This window comes from Mycolicibacterium nivoides (assembly GCF_003855255.1).
Taxonomy (GTDB): Bacteria; Actinomycetota; Actinomycetes; order Mycobacteriales; family Mycobacteriaceae; genus Mycobacterium; species Mycobacterium nivoides.
In genome coordinates this window covers 1466478-1487019 of record NZ_CP034072.1, presented here as the reverse complement: position 1 = coordinate 1487019, position 20542 = coordinate 1466478, and the positions used below count along the sequence as shown (strand labels likewise).

The following is a 20542-nucleotide window of genomic DNA, read 5'->3' as shown; positions in this document are numbered from 1 at the left end:
ACCGCAGCATTATTCGATGCAGCCCCCGCCCGTTAGCGGGCGGGGGCTCTCATCCGAGCGAGTGACGGGATTCGAACCCGTGTAAACGGCTTTGCAGGCCGGTTCCTAGCCACTCAGACACACCCGCATCGGTTGGCTACTCTGCCAGCCACTCCGGCGCCCGCCAATGGTTTCGATCTCAATGATCACTAACCGTCGCAGTCCCCTACCGGCCTGCCGACCACTGGTCCGCCCTGCGGCCACCCGGCCGGCGAGTCCTCCCACGGTTCCTGCCGCCCGTACGGGGTGAGGTCGAGGAACGGGTACCCCACCGCGGTGTGATCGAGGCCGCGGGCGAAGGTCGAGTAGGTGTGGAAGACGTCGTCGCCGCGACGCAGGAAGACGCTGGCCCCCGGCCAGTCGCCCCGGAGGTCGTCATCGCTGAAGCCGTCGGCTCTCAGCTCGTCGGCGGACTTGTAGTTGTATTCGATTGGGGCACGGGCCGGATCGAGCGTCACGTGGTAGTCGTAGGTGAAGTCGCCGTCGCGCGACGAGTACCACGGGAACGTCCAACCGTGCGCGTCCCGGTACGCCGCGATGCTGGCGTACGGAGCCCGAGACACACAGGCGAACGTGACATCCTTGCCGTACAACAGGTCTCGATCCTGTTCGGTGAAGGTCAGATCGGCCGCAGCCGTGCAACTCGGGCAACCCCGATCGATCGCGTCGATCCACATGAAGTGGTGGATGTAGAGCTGGCTGCGACCCTCGAACAAGTCCACCAGTCGCACTTCGCCGTTCGGCCCCTCGAACGTGTAGTCCTTGTCCACTTTCACCATCGGCAGGCGGCGCCGTTGGGCGTTGACCGCGTCGCGCAGGTGCGTCACCTCGCGTTCGGCGGCCAGCAGTTTCTTGCGTGCCTCGAGCCACTCGTCCCGAGTGGCGACATCTGGGTAGGCATTGAGTGTCAGCGGCATCGAATCACTCCTCGTGTCGGTCCTATACGAGTGAGACTCACGCCGCCGGCAAAACTCATCGCTGGGTAGGGAGCACGAGCGACCGCAAATGGTCGCCGATTCACGGCGTGTCGCGGTACAGACACGGTCGCTCGCGGGGCTAGGTGCGGGGCGACCAGGTGCGCTGCGACGCCTCGCGGGGCAACTTGCGGGGCCTAGTCGACCCGGCGACCGGACCGGAACGAGGCGACCGCGCCGAACGCGGCGAGGACCGCGAATGTGGCGAACAGCCAGCGCGCCGCGGCCGCATCTCCGGTGTCGCGGAGGTTGACGACCACGCCGGCCAGGCCCGCTCCGAACGCACCGCAGATCAGCTGCACCGTATTGATCGCCGCCGCGGCGGCGGGCCCCTCAGCCGGATCGTCCACGCCGCTCATCGCCCAGGCGGACAGGTGGGGCCAGGCGATACCGATCCCGGCGCCGGTGACCGCGAGCGCCACCGCCCACATGAGCACCAGCCACGGTGCCATGCCGTCCCGGATCAACACCGCCCCGGCCGCCAGGCCGACCGCCATCACGACGGGGGCGAACGCCACCGTGCGTACGATCACCCGCCGGTTCTGCAGCGATGCACTGACGATCTCCCCCGCGGTCCACCCCACCGACAACACAGCAGCGAAGAATCCGGCCATCACGGGCGTCAGATGCGCCAGCCGTTGCCCGAACAGCGGCACATACATGTCGACCATGGTGGCGGCCATCAGCACGCCGAGGCTCAGGTAGATCCATTTGAGCGGACCCGGACCGAATGCGCTGGGCGGCAGGACCGATGCCCCGGCGCGACGGTCGACGAACAGGAACACGGCCACCAGCGCCACCCCGAGGGCGAGCAGTGCTGCGGTGGCCCGCCAATCATGGGGAATACCGGCAACGCTCACCGCCATGGCCGCCGCGCCCAGCACGGTCAGCGACCGCACCGGGATGCCGGGTGTAGGAGCCGATGCACCGCCAGTGCGGCCGGGCAGTGCGACCGGCACCAGCACGGCCATCGCGACCGTCAGCACAACGAGCACGCCGAAGGCCCACCGCCAGTGCCCGAACTGCGCGAACAGCCCACCCGCCGCCGGGCCGATCACGGTGCCGACCCCCCACATCGCCGACACCAGCGCAGAGGCCTTGGTCCACAACGTATTCGGCAGCGCGGTGTTGATCACCGCGTACCCGAGCCCGGCAAGCAGTCCGCCGGCGAAGCCCTGCACGGTACGCCCGGCGAGCAGCACCTCCATGCTCGGCGCCAGCGCGCAGCCCAGGCTTCCGGCACCGAACACCGTGAGCCCCAACAGATATGCCCGCCGCGGGCCCAACCGCATCAGCGTCGAATGGACCGTGGTGGCAGCGATCACCGAGGCAACCAGGTACACCGTCGTCACCCAGGCGTAGAACCGCTGCCCGCCGATGTCGACCACCGCACTGGGAAGCAGGCTGATGGTGAGGAACTCGTTGGTGGCATACAGCAGTACGCCGCCGGCCAAAACGGTGGACGCGCCCAGATGCCTGGCGCCCAACAACTGCCGCCAGGTGCCAATGTCGGGCGTCACGGTATCGGTCACATCGATGACGCTAGAAGCTGAACCGCCGTTGAGGTCAACACCGGCTCATTTCAGGCCGGCCGCGTCCATCCCCCGCAACTCCTTCTTCAGGTCCTGGATCTCGTCCCGGATCCGCGCCGCGAGCTCGAATTGCAGATCCCGTGCGGCGGTCATCATCTGCTCGGTCAGATCCTTGATCAGATCGGCCAATTCGGCGCGCGGCATGTTGGTGGTGTCGCGGCCCTCCACGATGCCGGCACTGACCGACCGCCCGGGTTCGCCCTGGGCACGCCGGCCCCGCGAGGCGTTGCGTCCCGAGCCACCGATCTCGACCGACTCTGTATCGTCGGCCTCGCGGTACACCTGATCGAGGATGTCGGCGATCTTCTTGCGCAGCGGCTGCGGGTCGATCCCGTTGGCCTCGTTGTAGGCGACCTGCTTGGCGCGGCGGCGTTCGGTCTCGTCGATCGCCTCCCGCATCGAGTCGGTGATCTTGTCGGCGTACATGTGTACTTCGCCGGACACGTTGCGCGCCGCACGACCGATGGTCTGGATCAGGCTGCGCGTGGAACGCAGGAAGCCCTCCTTGTCGGCGTCGAGAATCGCCACCAACGACACCTCGGGAAGATCCAGACCCTCACGCAGCAGGTTGATGCCGACCAGCACGTCGTACTCGCCGAGGCGCAGCTGCCGCAGCAGCTCGACCCGCCGCAGGGTGTCGACCTCGGAGTGCAGGTACCGGACCTTGATGCCGAGCTCCAGCAGGTAGTCGGTGAGGTCCTCGGCCATCTTCTTGGTGAGCGTGGTGACCAGTACGCGCTCGTCGCGCTCGGTGCGGGCCCGGATCTCGCCGATCAGATCGTCGATCTGGCCCTTCGTCGGCTTCACCACCACCTGGGGGTCGACCAGACCGGTCGGGCGGATCACCTGTTCGACGAACTCGCCGCCGGCCTGGCTGATCTCGTACGCGCCCGGAGTCGCCGACAGGTACACCGTCTGGCCGATCCGGTCGGCGAACTCCTCCCAGGTCAGCGGCCGGTTGTCGACCGCCGAGGGCAGCCGGAAACCGAAGTCCACCAGGTTGCGCTTGCGCGACATGTCCCCCTCGTACATGCCGCCGATCTGCGGCACCGTGACGTGGGATTCGTCGATGACGAGCAGGAAGTCCTCGGGGAAATAGTCCAGCAGCGTGGCGGGGGCCGAACCGGCCGGACGACCGTCGATGTGGCGCGAGTAGTTCTCGATGCCCGAGCAGAACCCGACCTGCTTCATCATCTCGACGTCGTAATTGGTGCGCATCCGCAGCCGCTGAGCCTCCAGCAACTTGCCCTGCCCCTCCAACTCGGCGAGCCGCGCCTCGAGCTCGGCCTCGATGGTCGAGATCGCGTGCTCCATCCGCTCCGGCCCCGCCACATAGTGGGTGGCCGGGAAGATCCGCAGCGAGTCGACCTGACGGACGATGTCACCGGTCAGCGGGTGCAGGTAGTACAGCGCCTCGATCTCGTCGCCGAAGAACTCGATGCGCACCGCCAGTTCCTCGTAGGACGGGATGATCTCGACGGTGTCGCCGCGGACCCGGAACGTGCCCCGCGTGAACGCCATGTCGTTGCGGTTGTACTGGACATCCACCAACAACCGCAGCAGCCCGTCGCGCGGCACCTCCTGACCGACCTCCAGCTCCACCGAACGGTCGAGGTAGGACTGCGGCGTGCCCAGGCCATAGATGCACGACACCGATGCCACCACCACCACATCGCGCCGCGACAGCAGGCTCGAGGTCGCCGAGTGCCGCAACCGCTCGACATCGTCGTTGATCGAGCTGTCCTTCTCGATGTAGGTGTCGGTCTGGGCGATGTACGCCTCGGGCTGGTAGTAGTCGTAGTACGAGACGAAGTACTCGACAGCGTTGTGCGGCAACATCTCCCGCAGTTCATTGGCCAGCTGCGCAGCCAGCGTCTTGTTCGGCGCCATCACCAGGGTGGGCCGCTGCAGCCGCTCGATCAGCCACGCCGTGGTGGCCGACTTTCCGGTACCCGTCGCACCGAGCAGCACGACGTCACGCTCGCCCGCCTTGATCCGGCGCTCCAGCTCGTCGATGGCGGCCGGCTGGTCACCGGCAGGGTCGTACTCACTGACCACCTCGAACCGGGCACCGGTGCGGACGATCTCATCGACAGCCCGGTACTCCGAATGCGCGAGCACGGGGTGTTCGGTCGCAAAGGCCATGCTCACCAGCGTAGAACTGTGCACCGACAACTTCCGCCTGCGTTCGCTCCCCGCGTAGGCTTGGCCCATCCACCCGCCCAAGCACGAGACATTCGACCTGGTGGCCCGCACGAACACCGACCCAAAGGGCATCGTGCGGGCCGTCGACGTCTACACGGTCGAGCCGTGGGGCCTCTACATGGCCCGCCCGACGCCCGGCCGCGCCCAGTTCCATTACCTGGAATCGTGGCTGCTCCCGTCGCTCGGACTGCGGGCCAGCGTGTTCCATTTCAGCCCCGGCCACGAGCGGGACCAGGACTTCTACCTCGACGTCGGCAGCTATACCGCCGGCCCGACCGCCTGGCATTCCGAGGACCATTACCTCGATCTGGTGATCCGCTCCGGGCGCGGCGTCGAACTGTGCGATGTCGACGAGTTGCTGACCGCTGTTCGGCACGGTCTACTGAGCCCAGAGGTAGGCGAGCAGGCGGTGCAAACCGCGGCCACCGCCATCGAGGGCCTGGCGAGCTGCGGCTATCAGCTTGATCAGTGGCTGTCCGGCAACGGAATGGCCCTGACGTGGCGGGGAGCGTAAGGTCGGGATTCATGAGCTCAGCTAAGTACGCCTGGGGAGTCCTCCCCGCGCTGGCAGGACTCCTCACCGGCGCGCTGTTGATCCCCGCTGCGGCACAGGCCGACCCAGAAGCGCCGCCTCAGGTGGAACCGCTGCCCGACCAGCAGCTACACAACGTCACCTACCGCGCCAGGATCGACGGGGTGTCGCGCAACGCGACCATCGCCTACAAGATCGACGACGCCAACATCAACACCGCCGACCCGTCCATGCTGCCGGGCCGGGTCTTCGAAGCCACCGGTGTGGTGACCAATCCGGAGACCGCCGGGATGGCGGTGCGCATCGACTGGCCGTACTCGGCGAACCTGCACTGCGAGATCCTGGTGGACGACCAGGTCGTCGCCCAGGCCGACACCTTTGTCGGCCCCCGGCTGACCCGGCCCAAGGATGATCCGAACTACGGCAGCCTGCCTTGTGGCGCCCCGCTGAACAACGCGGTGCCGGGCAATGTCATCGACACTGCCCCGGCCGGAACCGATGCCGCGATGCCGCCGGCGGCCGACCCGGCAGTCCCGCCACCCGCGGCACCCGCGCCACCGGCCACCTAGAAGACCGACCAGCCCGCGCGGCGGGCGAATTCCTCGATCGCGGCGACCCCGCCCGCCGAGTTTCCGGCGCTGTCCAGCGGTGGGCTCCACACGCATACCGTGCCACGGCCAGGCATGACGGCCAGCACCCCGCCGCCGATGCCGCTCTTGGCCGGCAGTCCGATTCGGTAGGCGATATCTCCTGCCGCCCCATACATCCCGGACATCAGCAGCACCGCGTTCACGCGACGAACAGTCTCCGGATCCAGCACCGCCCGGTCTCCGTCCTTGTCGGCGAGGAACAGTGCGGCACGGGCCAGCGTCCGCACCGACGCGGTGATCGCGCATTGTGCGAAATACTGCGGCAGCAACACGTCGATCGGGTTGATCAATCGGCCGTGCTCGGCCAGGACATGGGCGATCGCCGAATTTCGGTGGTCGGTCGCGGTCTCGGACTGCGCGACCCGGGCGTCCGACGCCGCAACAGTTCGACCGCCCAGCAGCTCAACCGTCGCGGCGACCGTGTCGCCGCTGTGCATCAGCAGCCGGTCGGTGACCACCAGCGCCCCGGAGTTCACGAAAGGGTTTCGCGGCCGCCACTGGTTGTGCTCGAGATCGGCCACCGAGCCGTAGCCCGCATCCGACGGACCCCAACCCACCGCCGACCAGGCGTCCGGTTCATGCCGCAGCAGTGCGCACAAAGCGAACAGCTTGGACAGGCTCTGAATGGAGAACCGGGCATCGGATTCGCCGATATGGGCCTCGGCACCATCGACGGTGGCGACGGCCATCGCGAACCTCGTCGGGTCAACCTCGGCCAGGGCCGGCACCTGAGCGCTGACCTTTCCGGCCGCCGCGGCGCGACACGCCCGCACCTGGGCCGCACGCAGGTACTCACGCAACGACTGTTCTGAAGTCTGGAACAAACGCGTCGCGGGCATCTACCACCTCCTGTCCCGGACCTGCCGGATGACGATCAGTTAAATCACTACTTTTTAGACCAAAACGGCCCGCGCCGAAATATGCTCGCGTAAACGTTATGTCACGCGTCAACACTTTAGGTCTATGGGTCTTGTCTTTAGACCTTTACGCTCATAGGCTCCCGACAACCAATCGAAAGGCAGGTGGTGATGGCAGTCAGCTACGACCAGGGAACCGGAGCATCAGATTCGGCGCCCGGGCAAGGGCCGGCCACGCTGAAACGTGGAGCGATCGGACTGGCCGGTGTGGTGTTCATGGTGGTCGCATTCTCGGCACCGATCACCGCGATGACCGGAAACCTTCCTGTCGCAGTGGGTTTCGGTAACGGACTGGGCGCACCGGGCGGGTTTGTCATCGCTACGATCGTCCTGTCGATCTTCAGCGTCGGGTTCGTCGCCCTGGCCCGCCACATCACCGCGGCCGGCGCGTTCTATACCTTTGTGTCCAGGGCCTGGTCCAAGGTTCCCGGGCTCGCCGCCGGCGTCATGCCGATGGTCACCTACATGACGATGGAAGCCGGGCTGGTCGGAATCTTCTCGGCTTTCGCCGATCAGGCCTTCACCACCCAGTTCGGACTCGACCTGCCGTGGGAGATCTACGCCGTAGTCGGCCTGGTCGCCATCGCAGCCCTGTCACATTTTGACATCTCAGTAGCCGCAAAGGTTCTCGGCGTCGTGCTGGTGTGCGAGATCGGCATGCTGAGCCTCACCGCGGTCGCCGGCCTGGCCCACCATCCCGACGGCATGAGCTTCACCTCGCTCAGCCCGCTGACCGCGCTGAATACCAACGGAGTGGCCGGCGGTGTGGTCGGGCTCGGTCTGCTGATGGCATTCTGGTCGTGGGTCGGATTCGAATCGACCGCGATCTACGGAGAAGAGTCCAAGGACCCGAAGCGCATCGTCCCGAGGGCCACCATGATCGCCGTGATCGGTATCGGGGTGTTCTACACGTTCATCTCCTGGGGCGTCGTGGTCGGCAACGGCCCGGCCAAAGCGGTCGAACTCGCATCCGGGCCAACCCCGTTCGATCTTCTCTACGTACCCACCGCCCAGTACCTCGGCCCTTGGGCGGTAACGGTCTTCGAATGGCTCGTGGTGGGCGGATCGTTCGCCTGCGCCTTGGCTATCCACAACTCCGCCGCCCGCTACCTGTTCGCATTCGGTCGCGACGGCCTGTTCTGGCGTCGGCTCGGCGAGGCGCATCCCAAACATGCCTCCCCGTGGGTGGCCTCGCTGACCCAGAGCGTATTCGCCGCGGCGCTGGTCGCCATCTGTTCGCTCACCGGATCAGACCCCTATGCGGACCTTTTCGTACTGGTGGCGATCCTGGCCACGTTGCTGCTCCTGATTGTGCAGACCATGTGCTCCGTGGCGACCGTGATCTACTTCCACGTCAAGAAGCAGCACCCCGAGACCGCGAGCTGGTGGCGGACGCTGCTGGCCCCGATCATCGGCGGCCTCGGCATGGTCTACGTGATCTACCTGATGGCGTCGAACATGCAAGCCGCTGCGGGCGCGGCCTCGGATACCTTGTTCTTCAAGGCCATTCCGTATCTCGTGGTGGGGCTGTTCGCCGGGTCGATGACCGTGGCCCTGTACCTGCGCAAAGCCCGTCCAGAATTGTACGAGCGCATCGGCAGCACGATCTTCGATGATCACGAACCCGTCCCCGAACCGGAATCCCCCGCAGGCCGGTGAGGCGGACGAGCGCTCGGTGCGATCCCACCACCCCCACCGGGGTCGCACCGAGCGCACCCATTTCCTCAGGGGTGCGTCAGCGCTTGAGCCACGACTCGACGGTATGCCGGGTGTCGTTGATGTGGGCCTCCATCCGCGCGGCGGCCAACTCGGGGTCCCGGTTCTCGATCGCTTCGAGGATCGACTCGTGGTAGTCGTTGGCGTTGGGCTCCAGGCGTCCGAAGATCGCACCGACCGGCAGCCACATCCTCCGGCGAGCGTCCGCGACCGCGTCCAGCAGGCGGTCATTCTGCGCGGCCTGGGCGATACCGAGGTGAAACGCGGAGTCCAGGGTCTGAAAGTCGGTGGTGTGCTGAGCCGACTGGTCTTCCATAGCGGTCTGCAACGCGGTGTCCATACCGTTGAGCAGCTTGTGCAGGCCGGTCAGATCGATGGCACGGCGACGCTCGGCAGCCAGGCGGGTGGCACCCGTCTCGACGATGATGCGGTAGTCGAATGCGTCTCGGACCTCGCGTTTGTTGCGGCGCATCTCCCGGCGCATCTCGACCGGGTCGTACTCCGGCGCCTGGACGGTGAATCCACCGCCACGGCCGCGCCGCACCGCGATCAGCCCCTCCCGTTCCAGGAATCCGACGGCGGTGCGCACGGTGGTGCGAGACACGTCGAGCATGTCGGAGAGTTCGCGTTCGGTGGGCAACCTGTCGCCGGGACGGAACTGGCCGAGTTCCAGGGCCCTGCGCATCTGGTCAACGACCAGCTCATGGGCGGGAATCTGGCGGACCGGAACCAATGCCGGCTTGGCTGTCGACATACTACCCCCCTTCGGATGGCCCCAACGCTACCGCACCGCCTGGCAGAGGAATGCGTTTGCGTTGCCCAATCGGCCATAGAAGTTTAAAGTCCTAAAAACTTGACCTTTAGCCCTTATCGCACGAAACTTGGTGCAGTCCAGGGAAGCTGACCATTCGAAGGGATCGTGGATTGACTAACAAAGTGATCGTGACGGGCGGTGCCGGCGTGATCGGACAGGCCATCTGCCGCCGCCTGCTGCAGAGCGACTACGTACCTGTGGCAGCCGATCTCAAGCCTGCCGTCGACGAACTCGACCTGGAACGGGACGGCCTGCAGGGTGCGCTCACCGTGGCGATGGATGTCTCCGACCGCGGCAGCATCGCCGAGGCGGTGGGGTTGGCCGTCGCCGACGGCGAGACGGTAGCCGGTCTGGTGAATTGTGCTGGTGTCCTGCGTGATTCGTTCCTCGGTGAACTTGACGAGGCAAAGCTGGAGTTGATGTTCCAGGTGAACATCGCCGGTATGGCCCGGGTGACCGACGTGGTGGCCCCGCTGCTGACCCAGGGCAGCGCGATCGTCAACATCGGCAGCTTGACCGGCCATTTCGGCCGGTTCCGCGGCGCTTCGGTGTACGGCGCCACCAAAGCCGGTATCGCGTCCTATACCCGCTACCTGGCCGAGGAATTGGCGCCGAGAGGAATCCGGGTCAACAACATCGCGCCCGGGGTCATCCGCGCCCCCATGAGCCCGTCGATGGCCCGGGTGTCCGGCGGTGAAGAGGTCAGCGCCGGATACGCGATGCTCAAGCGCATCGGGGAACCTGAGGAGGTGGCAGAGGCGGTGGAGTTCATGCTGTCCCCGCGAGCTTCCTTCATCACCGCACAGACCCTGCTGGTCGACGGCGGCGTGGTGGCCTGGTGAGCACCCAGATCAGCACCGACACCGATGCGGCCACGATCGATATCGACGCGGCCAATGCCGAGGCCTTCGCCCGTCTGGATGCTGCCGATCCCTGGGTGATAGACGTGGCGCCCGCGCGCGAGGTACTGCCCGGCTTCCGTGACAACCTGGTGCTGACCTCGGGTGCACCCATGCCCTGGCCGGCATACAGCGGCGGTCAGCGTGAAGCCCTCATCGGTGGCGCCCTGTTCGAAGGGCTGGCCACCGACCGCGACGACGCCATCGCCAAGTTCGACAGCGGCGTGATCGAGGTGGGCGGCTGCCACGACTACGCCGCGGTGGGCTCGCTGGCCGGCATCTACACCGCATCCATGCCGGTGTTCGTCGTGGTGAACCGGGCCCACGGCAATCTCGGATTCTGCAACTTCTACGAGGGCAAGGAGCCGAGACGGCTCAACTACGGCTGCTACGACGACGGAGTGCGCGACCGACTGCGTCATGTCAACGAGGTGCTGGCCCCCGTGGTCGGTGACGCGATCCGCCGCCAGGGCGGCGTCGCTCTCAAGCCACTGATCGCCCGCGCATTGCGGATGGGCGATGAGGTGCACAGCCGCAATGCGGCCGCCTCGATCCTGTTCAACCGGGAAATCCTGCCCGCGGTGCTGGACATGGCCGGCCAGAACATCGCCGGGGTGCGCGAGACCATGCTGCACCTGGCCGAGAACGACTACTTCTTCCTGCGGTTGTCCATGGCGGCAGCCAAGGCTTCCGCCGACGCCATGACCGTTGCCGGCTCCACCCTGGTCTCGGCGATGGCCTTTTCCTGCCGCGGTTTCGCGATCAAGCTGGCCGGGCTGGGCGACACCTGGTTCGAGGGCCCGCCGCCGATCCACCAGGGCAAGTTGTTCGACGGCCACACCGAAGACGAGATCACCTGGATGGGCGGGGAATCACCGATCACCGAGACCGTCGGACTCGGCGGCTTCGCCCAGGCCTGTGCACTGTCACTGCAGGAGTACCAGGGCGGCGCACCCGAGGTGATGATCGAGCGCAACCAAGAGATGTACGCCATCACCCACGGCGAGAACAGCACCTACCGGATACCGCTCTTCTCCTTCCGGGGCACCCCGACCGGGATCGACGCGCGCAAGGTGCTCGATACCGGGGTACTGCCGGTCATGGACGTCGGGCTGGCCGGGCGCGACGGCGGCCAGATCGGCGCCGGGGTGATCCGGGCACCACGGGAGTGCTTCGCCAACGCCATGGCCGAGCACACACGTAGGTTCGGCGACCGGTGACGGCCGGAAGATCTTTCGCGCTGTCGTTCAGCGGCGGTGACGCGGTGGTGACGGGTGCCGCATCAGGCATCGGCGCCGCCACCGCGGCCACCCTCATGTCCGCCGGGATCCGGACCATCCGGCTGGACATCCGCCAACCCGACCCGGATCCGAACTATGGACCCGAGCTACAGGTGTGCTGTGCGGCCGACGTCCGCGATACCAACCTGGTGGCGGTGCTGCAGGCGCACGGGGCGAACGTCGGCACCATCAGCTACCTGGTCAACTGCGCGGGCATCATCGACAACACCGGCTTCGCCGGGGTGAGCCGCGAGCAGTGGGCCCGCTGCCTGGAGATCAACCTGATCGGTGCCTACAACCTGATCGACGCCCTGACCCCGTCACTGCGGGCCGCGAAGGCCGGTGCCATCGTCAACATCACCTCGATCGAAGCACACCGGGTAATCGCGCTGTCCGATCCGGACCCCACCCCGCAGTACGCCGCGTCCAAGGCCGGATTGCGCATGCTCACCCAGACCAGTGCCCGCGCCCTGGCCGCCGACGGAGTCCGGGTCAACAGCATCTCCCCCGGTTTCGTGGCGACGCCGATGGCCGCCACCCACGGCGACACGAACAGCCTGCCGCCCACACTGGCACCACGGGTACCGGCCGGCCGATTCGCGAGGCCGGACGAGATCGCCTCGGCCGCAGCGTTTCTGCTCAGCGACCAGGCCGCCTACATCACCGGGTCCGACCTGCGGGTCGACGGCGGATTCGAACTGACATGAGCGCCCCATCCCCGAAACCGGCGGTCGTAGTCTACGAACCCTCCCTTCATCGCAATGCGCGCGCCGGAAGCTGGGCCGAATTGGCCCGCTGCACCTTCCGCACCGCGATCGAGCATGTGCGGCGCCGGGATTGGGAGGCCGCAGCGCAACTCGTCGAGATATCGGTTACCGAAGCCGACGAACTGCGCGACGTCTACGACCGGTGGCCCGAAGCCACGTCGCGGTGGATCCTCGACCACCAGGTCGCCGAGGCCGATCTCGACGCCGCGGTGGCCCGGCTCACCGGGCTGGTCGGCGGTCGGGCAATGGCCGGGATCGGGGCCGAGTGGCCGGACTACACCGACGCAGTCGCCCAGGCCGCGCGCGGCTGCCGGGATCAGGATCCCGCGGCGGCCGAACTGATCGAGTCCGCGCGACAGGTATGGCAGCAGATCCACGACCGAGCGGTCGACCGGGTGGCCGGCATGGTCGACATCGCGGTCAAGCTGGTGGGTGAATCCTCGCTCGGCGAGCTGTGGGACTTCCTGATGAGCGACTGGTACGAAATCCACACCCGCCGTTACTCATTGGACAATCAGCCGTGGACCGAATCGGCCCACCAGCTGATGGTGGCGATCGTCGACGGGTTCCACGCGCACCTGACCGGAATCGGCCGTCAAGGGGACATCGAGCTGATCGAGGAACCCGGCCGGACCGGTTTCCGCTTCGCCCCCTGCGGATCGGGAGGCCGGTCCCTGGACGCCCGGGTCACCGACGACGCCCCGCGGTCCGGCGCCCCGTTCGAGTTCGCTGTCACCACCGAGGCGCACGACTGGGCCTGGAACACGGTCGGCATCTGCTCGTACTGCGTGCACTGCTGCCAGCTCAACGAGGTCATGCCGATCGACCGGCTGGGCTATCCGACCCGGGTGATCGACCCGCCCACCTGGACGCCCGACAGCCCGGCGACCTCGTGCACGTGGTGGGTCTACCACGACCCCGCCGACGTACCCGACCACGTCTACCGCCGGGTCGGCCGCGACCCGGCGGTGCGACCGAGCCCGACAACGAGTATCAGGAGTACGCAGCATGACTGACACCGTGGCAACGACGCAGCTCGAGGTCGCCGACTACGACCTGGGCCTACGCGGCAAGCTGATCCGCTCGAGCAAGACCCACGGGTCGTCGGACCTGGCGTTCTGCACCATCGTCTACGGTCTGTCCCTCACCGACGACGTCACCGACACTCCGTTCAGCAGCGCGGCCAACGGCTACCCAGATGCCCTGCTGATTCCTGATGAATCCACCCGCATCGCACTGCCCTGGCGGCCCGGGACCGACGCCGTCATCGCCGAGCTGGTCGATGCCGACCGAAAACCGCTGGAACTGTCGCCACGAGCCGTGCTGGGTGGTCTCGTCGACCGGTACGGCGACCTGGACCTGGACCCGGTGCTGGGCTTCGAGTATGAGATGTGGATCTTCGAGGCCGGCGCCTCCCCGGCGGCAGTGCTGCCCGGGTTCACGCCCCGGGGCCGTACCGAGAACGCCTACAGCCTCACCCGAGGTGCCGAGATACACAGCCTGGCAACCGAGTTCATCAATCGGATGGACCAGGTCGGCATCGAGGTCGAGATGTTCCACACCGAACTCGGTCCCGGGTTCTTCGAGTTCACCCTGGCCCCGGCGCCCGCCGTCCGGGCCGCCGACAACGCGGTCCGGGCCCGGCAGTATCTCCGTGACCTGTGCGCAGAGCGGGGCATGCACGCGAGCTTCATGGCCAAGCCCTTCGCCGACAAGTCAGGGGCCGGCGGACACGTGCATTCCAGCCTGAACCGGGACGGGGTCAACGTCTTCGCCGACGCGTCGGGGGCGCTGTCCACCGAAGGCAGCCACTACCTCGCCGGGCTGCTGGACGGAATGGCCGACACCGTGCTGATGCTCAACCCGAACATCAACTCCTACAAGCGCATCGACCCGGAGATGTTCACCCCCACCGCCGCGACCTGGGGCTACGACGACCGCAGCACCGCGGCCCGCGTTCTGCTGCCCAACCGAAGATCGGCCCGGGTCGAGCATCGCAGACCCGGAGCCGACGCCAACCCCTACATCGTCGGGGCGGCCCTGCTGGCCGCCGGTCTGCACGGCCTGCTCGATGAGCTCCCGGTGCCGGCCCGCGACGCAGAACCCGCCGAGCTGCCGGGCGACCTCGGTAGCGCACTGGCGCGGTTCGAGAACTCGGCCTGGACCGCCGACCTGCTGGGCAAGACCTTCTGCACCTCCTTCGCCGCCACCCGGCGAGCCGAAATGGAACGCTATGACCAGTGGTTGCGCACCACGATCACCACCTGGGAACTGCATCGACACCTGGAGCACCAATGAGCACCACGCCACCTGTGCTGAACCTCGACCGATTCGAGGAGCTGGCCGCCGCGGGCGAGATCACCACCGTGATCTGCGCCGCGCCCGATCCCTACGGGCGCCTGGTCGGTAAACGGTTGACGATTCCGGCCTTCCGCAGCCTGGGCCTGCAGGGCTCCGGGGTCAATGCCAGCAGCTTCATCTTCGGGGTCGATCTGGAGATGAATCCGCTGGACCTCCCGGTGTCCAATGCCGACAACGGCTGGGTGGACATCCGGCTCGTTCCGGATCTGGCGACGCTGCGCAGAGTTCCGTGGGAGCCGTCGGCCGCACTGGTGATCTGCGACGCCTATCCCATGGACTCCGACGAGCTGCTGGCCGTGGCGCCCCGCACCATCCTGCGCACCCAATTGGCCCGGGCCCGGGAACGGGGACTGTCGTTCAAGTTCGCCTCCGAGCTCGAGTTCTATCTGGCCGCGACACCACCACGGCAGGCCTGGGAACTGGGCTACCAGAACCTGAAGATGATGTCGGACTACCGCTCGGACTATCAGATGATCCAGTCCGCGCGCGACGACTGGTTCATCGAGCGGATCCGCAACCAGATGCCCGAATTCGGTGTGTCCGTGGAGTCCTCGAAACCCGAGTGGGGTTTGGGTCAGCAGGAGGTCACCCTGGACTACTGCGATTCGTTGGCGATGGCCGATCGCCACGTGCTGTTCAAGTACGGCGTCAAGCAACTGGCCCACGCGGCGGATCTGACGGTCACCTTCATGGCCAAGCCCAAGATCGACGAGGTCGGATCGTCGTGTCACCTGCACGTCAGCCTGTGGTCGGCCGACGGTGCAGAGCCGCTGTGCTGGGCCGACGACCGGCACGGGATGTCTCGACGGTTCGGCTCGTTCGTCGCGGGCCAGTTGCATCACGCCGCCGAGATCAGTTTGATGTTCGCGCCGACCATCAACTCCTACAAGCGATTCCAGCCCGACCAGTTCGCCGGCACCGCCATCGCCCTCGGCGAAGACAATCGTTCGTGCGCGTTCCGGTTGGTCGGCTCCGGTCCGTCGTACCGGGTGGAGAACCGGATCCCCGGCGCCGACGTCAACCCCTACTACGCCTACGCCGCCACCATCGCGGCGGGCCTCGACGGGCTGGATCACGAGATGGCGATCCCCGAGATCTTCAGCGGGAATGCCTGGACCGGCGATGACATCACCACCGTGCCCACGTCGTTGCACCGCTCCATCGACCTGTTCGCCGAGAGCAAGATGGCCCGCGCGGCCTTCGGCGACGAGGTCTTCGACCACCTCTTGGCCTCCGCCCAAAGCGAATTGGAGGCCTTCGACTCCCACACCGTGACCGACTGGGAGTCCCGCCGCTACTACGAACGCGTCTAGCACGCCAACCCACCGACACACAGGAGAACCATGCCGATCGACCCCATCGCCAAGAAGATGCTCGACGACTCCAAGGCTTCGGACCGTCCCAACGCCCACCTGCTGCCGGTGCCCACCGCCCGGGAAAACTTCGAGAACACCTTCGCCGCACTGGCCAAACCCGCGGTGCACCGCGTCGTGGATCTCACCATCGGGACCCGTGACGGCGAAGGCATCCCCGGCCGGCTCTACCTGCCCACAGATGCCGCCGACCTGCCCCTGACGGTGTACTACCACGGCGGCGGCTGGCTGCTGGGCAGCGTTGACTCCCACGATGCCGCCACCCGGCTGCTGGCCAACGCGTCGGGCAGTGCCGTGCTCTCCGTCGGATACCGCCGCGGCCCCGAAGCCCGCTTCCCCACCGCCGTCAACGACGCGATCGACGCCGTCGAGTGGGCCCGCAACCCGCAATCCGGACTCGGCGTCGATGCCCGCCGGATCGCGGTGGCCGGCGACAGCGCCGGTGGCAATCTCGCGGCGGCCGTCGCGCTGCACTACCGCGACGCTGGGGACCCGGTGCTGCGCCATCAACTGCTGGTCTACCCCGTCACCACCACCGACCTGGTCCGCGGCATGGACTCCGAGTACGACGGCGTGATGCTGGAACGCGATGAGCTGCAATGGCATCAGGACAACTACCTGCCCGGCCCCGACGTCGCGTCGGACCCGAGGGTCAACGTCCTCGACGCCAACCTGGCCGGGCTGCCGGAGGCGACGATCATCCTGGCCGAATGCGATCCGATCCGCCCGCAGGGTGAGCTCTACGAGACTGCGCTGCGCGCGGCCGGTGTCACGGTGCGCAGCCACCAGACCCCGGGCATGGTGCACGGGTTCTTCGGCCTCGACGAGGTGTTCCCCACCGCCACTGACGCCATGACCTTCGCCGGCCGGCGGCTGGCCGATGCCCTGGCACTGACCGAGCAGCCGGCCCGATGACACGCACCGCACTGGTCACCGGCGCCGGTGGCGGCATCGGCTCGGCCACGGTGGCCCGCCTGGTCGCCGACGGTGTCCACGTCATCGCCACCGATCTCGGTGAGCGGGCGGCTGCGCTGCCGCCCGAGGCCGACTACGTCGCGTTCGACCTACGGGGCGGCGATCCGGCCGAGCTGTTCGATCGGCTGGGCGGCAAGGGGCTGGACTATCTGGTGAATGCCGCCGGAGTGGCCTTGTTCGACCGGGACGGCTCCACACTCGACATCGACGAGTCCGTCTGGGACGTCACGCTCGGGGTGAATCTGCACGGTCTGCGCAAGGTCACCACGGCCGCCGTCGAGCATCTGCGACGCGGCTCCGGCAAGAGCATCGTCAACGTCGCGAGTACCGCCGGTATCCGGGGGATGGACTCCCCGCTGGATGCCTATCAGGTGAGCAAAGCGGCGGTGGTCTCGCTGACCAGAGCCCTGGCGCTGCAGCTCGCCCCGGAAGGGATCCGGGCCAACACCGTGTGCCCCGGCGCGATCCTCACCCCGATGATCGACTACCTCTACGTCGACAATCCCGGCCGCCGTGCCGACATGGAGAGCCGGACACCGTTGGGACGGCTCGGCATGCCTGCCGAAATCGCCGGCGCCATAGCATTTCTGCTGTCCGAGGACGCATCGTTCGTCACTGCCACCGACCTCGTCGTCGACGGCGGATGGACCGCACAGATCAAGTAACCAAACCCACTTCCCCAACTGACCTTGGGGGATTGACATCCTCATTAATGGTCTAAATACTGGACCTATAGTTCTTTAGACGGGAGACACGATGGGCCGGCCAGCAAAACCGCGCGTCGCAATAATCGGATCCGGCTTCAGCGGCATCGCCGCGGCGATCGCCTTGCGCAAGAAGGGCATCGAGGATTTCGTCATCTTCGAGCAGGCCCCGGCGCTCGGCGGTACCTGGTTCCACAACCGCTACCCCGGCGCCGAGGTCGATCTGGAATCCCACATCTACTCGTTCTCCTACGAACGCTACGACTGGACCCGAACGCACGCGGGCTGGCGTGAACTCGGCGCCTACCTCGACCACGTCGCCACCAAGTGGGACCTGCCCCGCCGCATCCGGTTCAACGAGAAGGTCAACGACGTCACCTGGTCCGATACCGACCACACCTACACGATCAGCACCGACTCCGGCACGGACCACGGCATATTCACCGCGGTGATCAGCGCCGTCGGCTTCCTCAACATCCCCCTGATCCCGCCGTTCGCCCGCGAACAAGGCGATTTCGACGGTGCGATCTGCCACACGTCGCGCTGGATCGACGGCTTGGACATGACGGGCAAGGCGATCGGCGTCGTCGGCACCGGATCGTCGGCGGTGCAGGTCGTCACCGAGGCGGAACGGGTCGGAACCGAGGTCAAGATCTTCCAGATCGAGCCGAACTGGCTGCTGCCGAAGAACAGCCACGACTTCACCCCGCTGCAGCGCCAACTCAACCGGTTGGCGCCGGTCTACGCCTGGCGGCGGCTGAAGCTGTACCTCGGCTACGACGTCCGGCAATACGGCTCCAGCCATGCCAAGTCCACCGGCCGCACCAACCGCCGCAAACACAAGGCCGCGGTGGAGTTCCTCAACAGAGAGCTCGGCGACCGACGGGACCTACTCGAGCTGGCCACCCCGAAGTTCCCGTTCGAGGGCCGGCGCACCGTCGTCAGCGACACCTACTACGCGTCGCTGCGCAACCCGAAAGTCACCCTCGTCCCGCATGCCGTCAAAGGACTCACCAAGACCGGAGCGGTCGACGCCAACGGCGACGAGCACGACCTCGACATCATCGTGCTGGCAACGGGATTCGATGCCGCGAACTACCTCGGCAACTACCGTGTCCACGGCCGCGGCGGTGCGGAGCTGCACGAACAGTGGCAAGGTGAGCCCGAGGCCTTCCTCGGCATGATGGTGCCGAAGTTCCCCAACTTCTTCATCATGTACGGACCCAACACCAACTCGATCCCTCTGGTGTCCTTCTACGAGGCGCAGGCCGCCTTCACCGCCAGCCTGATCGCACGGGCAGCCAGCACCGGCGCCAGCACCATCGAGGTCCGCCGCTCCGCATTCGCCCTCTACAACGAGTGGATCCAGGACCGGCTGTCGAAAACGGTGTGGGCGCAGGTGAACAACTACTTCCAGGCCGGCAGCGGACGGATCGTCTCGCAATGGCCGTTCGGGGCCACCGCATACATCATGGCCACCAAACTGCTACGCCGCATCGCGGTCCGGCTGTCCTGACCAGCGGACGCGACGGACTGGCCGAGCTAGGGCCGCCAGTCCGTCGCGTCCGCCCACTTCCAGGCGCGGTGGTAGGCATCGAGGAACCACGGCTCCTTGGCCGCGACGTAGTCGGGTGCGGTCAGTGCGGCACGCTTGGCGGCCAGATAGTCGGCCTGCACGTTCGGGTTGGCCCGCAGCCAGTCGACAAACATCAGGGCGAACCGCTGGTTGGGCCTGCCGTCCACCCGGATGTGCACGTTGGTCGGCCGGCCCGGGTCCGCCGAGGCGTGGAAACGCTTGCGCCACAACGCCGGATCATCATCGTGCGGAGTATCGGCGGTGACACCCGGCACCACCGGATAACCTGCCGTCAACAGCGCGTCGGCCAATTCGTCGGCGACTGCGAGGGACTTGACCGTCACCTGCACATCGATGACGTCCTTGGCATCCATCCCCGGCACCGCGGTCGAACCGATGTGGTCGATGCGCACGGCGCGGTGTCCGCATGCGGTGTTCAGCCGGGCCACGATCCGGCGGGCCTGATCCGGCCAGGTCGGGTCATAGGGCACCACCGCGGCGTCGCGACGGGCCGGCTGCTCGATCTTCAGGTTGTGCGCGAAAGGCAGGATCCGCTCGTGCCATAGGGTGCGGGCCTGTTCGACGACGGCGCCGGGGCTGCCCGAGTTGTCCAGCCAGACATCGGCGACGGCGCGGCGCTGCTCCTCGGTGGCCTGCGCCGCGATGCGGGCGCGGGCGTCCTCCTCGGTGAATCCGCGGTACTCGATCAGCCGCTTGACGCGTAGTTCCGGGTCGGCGTTGACCACGATGACCAACGGGAACATCGGCGCCATCTGGGATTCCACCAACAGCGGGATGTCCTCGACGATCACCGCATCTTCGTGGGCCGCGGCGATGAGCTCCGATCGGCGGTGCGCCACCAGCGGATGCACGATGCCGTTCAGGGTGGCACGCTTCTCGTCGTCGCTGAAGGCGACAGCCGCCAAGGCTGGACGGTTCAGCGCGCCCTCGGGCAGCAGGATCCCGTCCCCGAACGCCTCGACCAGCTTGGCCAGCCCCTCGGTACCCGGCTCGACCACCTCACGTGCGATGACATCACCGTCGACGATGATGCCGCCCAGATCACTGAATGTGGCCGACACTGTTGACTTCCCGGCGCCGATACCGCCGGTTAACCCGATGCGAAGCACGCCCAACAGTCTGTCAGGCCCCCGGAACGACGAACGCC

18 protein-coding genes and 1 tRNA gene are annotated in these 20542 nt (G+C 66.9%); 12 read left to right on the top strand and 7 right to left on the bottom strand.

Annotated elements, in window-relative coordinates; all coding sequences use genetic code 11:
* Nucleotides 1–56: 56 nt before the first annotated feature.
* The 4 genes from EH231_RS07060 to uvrB form a co-directional block, all read right to left on the bottom strand.
* Nucleotides 57–127: transfer RNA gene (locus tag EH231_RS07060), tRNA-Cys, on the bottom strand.
* A gap of 61 nt (nt 128–188) precedes the next feature.
* Entirely contained in the window at nt 189–956 is a 768-nt protein-coding gene (locus EH231_RS07055) for a DUF899 domain-containing protein (protein WP_124712151.1), read from the bottom strand.
* Nucleotides 957–1150: 194 nt separating this feature from the next.
* The gene (locus EH231_RS07050) at nt 1151–2545 is read right to left on the bottom strand and encodes an MFS transporter (RefSeq protein ID WP_124712150.1); all 1395 of its coding nucleotides are present in this window, start codon (nt 2543–2545) and stop codon (nt 1151–1153) included.
* Nucleotides 2546–2590: 45 nt separating this feature from the next.
* Complete coding sequence (gene uvrB / locus EH231_RS07045) at nt 2591–4750, bottom strand: excinuclease ABC subunit UvrB (RefSeq protein WP_090430961.1); 2160 nt, start codon at nt 4748–4750, stop codon at nt 2591–2593.
* Nucleotides 4751–4817: 67 nt separating this feature from the next.
* Between uvrB and EH231_RS07040 the strand changes: the two genes are divergently transcribed.
* On the top strand, nt 4818–5324 hold the full coding sequence (locus EH231_RS07040; protein ID WP_170856435.1) for a ribonuclease FAU-1 family protein: 507 nt from the start codon (nt 4818–4820) through the stop codon (nt 5322–5324).
* 11 nt (nt 5325–5335) lie between these two features.
* Complete coding sequence (locus EH231_RS07035) at nt 5336–5911, top strand: hypothetical protein (RefSeq protein ID WP_124712149.1); 576 nt, start codon at nt 5336–5338, stop codon at nt 5909–5911.
* Here EH231_RS07035 and glsA read toward each other — a convergent pair.
* A complete protein-coding gene (glsA, locus tag EH231_RS07030) occupies nt 5908–6831 on the bottom strand; it encodes a glutaminase A (protein WP_205263894.1) in 924 nt (307 codons plus the stop codon). The genes EH231_RS07035 and glsA overlap by 4 nt on opposite strands.
* 189 nt (nt 6832–7020) lie before the next feature.
* Between glsA and EH231_RS07025 the strand changes: the two genes are divergently transcribed.
* Nucleotides 7021–8568 carry an APC family permease gene (locus EH231_RS07025; RefSeq protein WP_206429637.1) on the top strand — a complete coding sequence of 516 codons (1548 nt, stop codon included), beginning with the start codon at nt 7021–7023 and terminating at the stop codon, nt 8566–8568.
* A 76-nt stretch (nt 8569–8644) separates the two neighbouring features.
* Here EH231_RS07025 and EH231_RS07020 read toward each other — a convergent pair whose 3' ends face one another.
* On the bottom strand, nt 8645–9379 hold the full coding sequence (locus tag EH231_RS07020; RefSeq protein WP_090430967.1) for a FadR/GntR family transcriptional regulator: 735 nt from the start codon (nt 9377–9379) through the stop codon (nt 8645–8647).
* Nucleotides 9380–9549: 170 nt separating this feature from the next.
* On the opposite strand from EH231_RS07020, the gene EH231_RS07015 reads away from it, so the two are divergent.
* From EH231_RS07015 to EH231_RS06975, 9 genes are all read left to right on the top strand, one after another.
* Nucleotides 9550–10281, top strand: coding sequence for an SDR family NAD(P)-dependent oxidoreductase (locus EH231_RS07015; protein ID WP_206429636.1), 732 nt, complete (start codon nt 9550–9552; stop codon nt 10279–10281).
* Nucleotides 10278–11558, top strand: a complete 1281-nt coding sequence (locus EH231_RS07010) for a YlbE family protein (protein ID WP_124712147.1) — start codon at nt 10278–10280, stop codon at nt 11556–11558. Before EH231_RS07015 ends, EH231_RS07010 begins: the two co-directional genes overlap by 4 nt.
* Complete coding sequence (locus tag EH231_RS07005) at nt 11555–12325, top strand: SDR family NAD(P)-dependent oxidoreductase (protein WP_090430973.1); 771 nt, start codon at nt 11555–11557, stop codon at nt 12323–12325. Before EH231_RS07010 ends, EH231_RS07005 begins: the two co-directional genes overlap by 4 nt.
* Nucleotides 12322–13401, top strand: a complete 1080-nt coding sequence (locus EH231_RS07000) for a hypothetical protein (protein WP_124712146.1) — start codon at nt 12322–12324, stop codon at nt 13399–13401. The genes EH231_RS07005 and EH231_RS07000 overlap by 4 nt, the downstream gene beginning before the upstream one ends.
* Nucleotides 13394–14683 carry a type I glutamate--ammonia ligase gene (locus EH231_RS06995; protein ID WP_090430977.1) on the top strand — a complete coding sequence of 430 codons (1290 nt, stop codon included), beginning with the start codon at nt 13394–13396 and terminating at the stop codon, nt 14681–14683. Before EH231_RS07000 ends, EH231_RS06995 begins: the two co-directional genes overlap by 8 nt.
* Complete coding sequence (locus tag EH231_RS06990; protein ID WP_090430978.1) at nt 14680–16059, top strand: glutamine synthetase family protein; 1380 nt, start codon at nt 14680–14682, stop codon at nt 16057–16059. The genes EH231_RS06995 and EH231_RS06990 overlap by 4 nt, the downstream gene beginning before the upstream one ends.
* A gap of 30 nt (nt 16060–16089) precedes the next feature.
* Nucleotides 16090–17034, top strand: coding sequence for an alpha/beta hydrolase (locus EH231_RS06985; protein ID WP_124712145.1), 945 nt, complete (start codon nt 16090–16092; stop codon nt 17032–17034).
* Nucleotides 17031–17759 (top strand): SDR family NAD(P)-dependent oxidoreductase, encoded by a 729-nt coding sequence (locus tag EH231_RS06980; RefSeq protein ID WP_090430982.1) that lies wholly within the window; start codon nt 17031–17033, stop codon nt 17757–17759. The genes EH231_RS06985 and EH231_RS06980 overlap by 4 nt, the downstream gene beginning before the upstream one ends.
* 91 nt (nt 17760–17850) lie before the next feature.
* Nucleotides 17851–19314, top strand: a complete 1464-nt coding sequence (locus EH231_RS06975) for a flavin-containing monooxygenase (protein ID WP_124712144.1) — start codon at nt 17851–17853, stop codon at nt 19312–19314.
* 26 nt (nt 19315–19340) lie between these two features.
* On the opposite strand, the gene coaE is transcribed toward EH231_RS06975, so the two are convergent.
* Nucleotides 19341–20504 carry a dephospho-CoA kinase gene (gene coaE / locus EH231_RS06970; RefSeq protein ID WP_090430985.1) on the bottom strand — a complete coding sequence of 388 codons (1164 nt, stop codon included), beginning with the start codon at nt 20502–20504 and terminating at the stop codon, nt 19341–19343.
* Nucleotides 20505–20542: the final 38 nt, after the last annotated feature.

Coding starts and splice junctions, on each gene's coding strand:
- EH231_RS07055 (WP_124712151.1), bottom strand. CDS start 956: ATGCCGCTGACACTCAATGCCTACCCAGATGTCGCCACTCGGGACGAG.
- uvrB (WP_090430961.1), bottom strand. CDS start 4,750: ATGGCCTTTGCGACCGAACACCCCGTGCTCGCGCATTCGGAGTACCGG.
- EH231_RS07035 (WP_124712149.1), top strand. CDS start 5,336: ATGAGCTCAGCTAAGTACGCCTGGGGAGTCCTCCCCGCGCTGGCAGGA.
- glsA (WP_205263894.1), bottom strand. CDS start 6,831: ATGCCCGCGACGCGTTTGTTCCAGACTTCAGAACAGTCGTTGCGTGAG.
- EH231_RS07025 (WP_206429637.1), top strand. CDS start 7,021: ATGGCAGTCAGCTACGACCAGGGAACCGGAGCATCAGATTCGGCGCCC.
- EH231_RS07020 (WP_090430967.1), bottom strand. CDS start 9,379: ATGTCGACAGCCAAGCCGGCATTGGTTCCGGTCCGCCAGATTCCCGCC.
- EH231_RS07000 (WP_124712146.1), top strand. CDS start 12,322: ATGAGCGCCCCATCCCCGAAACCGGCGGTCGTAGTCTACGAACCCTCC.
- EH231_RS06995 (WP_090430977.1), top strand. CDS start 13,394: ATGACTGACACCGTGGCAACGACGCAGCTCGAGGTCGCCGACTACGAC.
- EH231_RS06990 (WP_090430978.1), top strand. CDS start 14,680: ATGAGCACCACGCCACCTGTGCTGAACCTCGACCGATTCGAGGAGCTG.
- EH231_RS06985 (WP_124712145.1), top strand. CDS start 16,090: ATGCCGATCGACCCCATCGCCAAGAAGATGCTCGACGACTCCAAGGCT.
- EH231_RS06980 (WP_090430982.1), top strand. CDS start 17,031: ATGACACGCACCGCACTGGTCACCGGCGCCGGTGGCGGCATCGGCTCG.
- EH231_RS06975 (WP_124712144.1), top strand. CDS start 17,851: ATGGGCCGGCCAGCAAAACCGCGCGTCGCAATAATCGGATCCGGCTTC.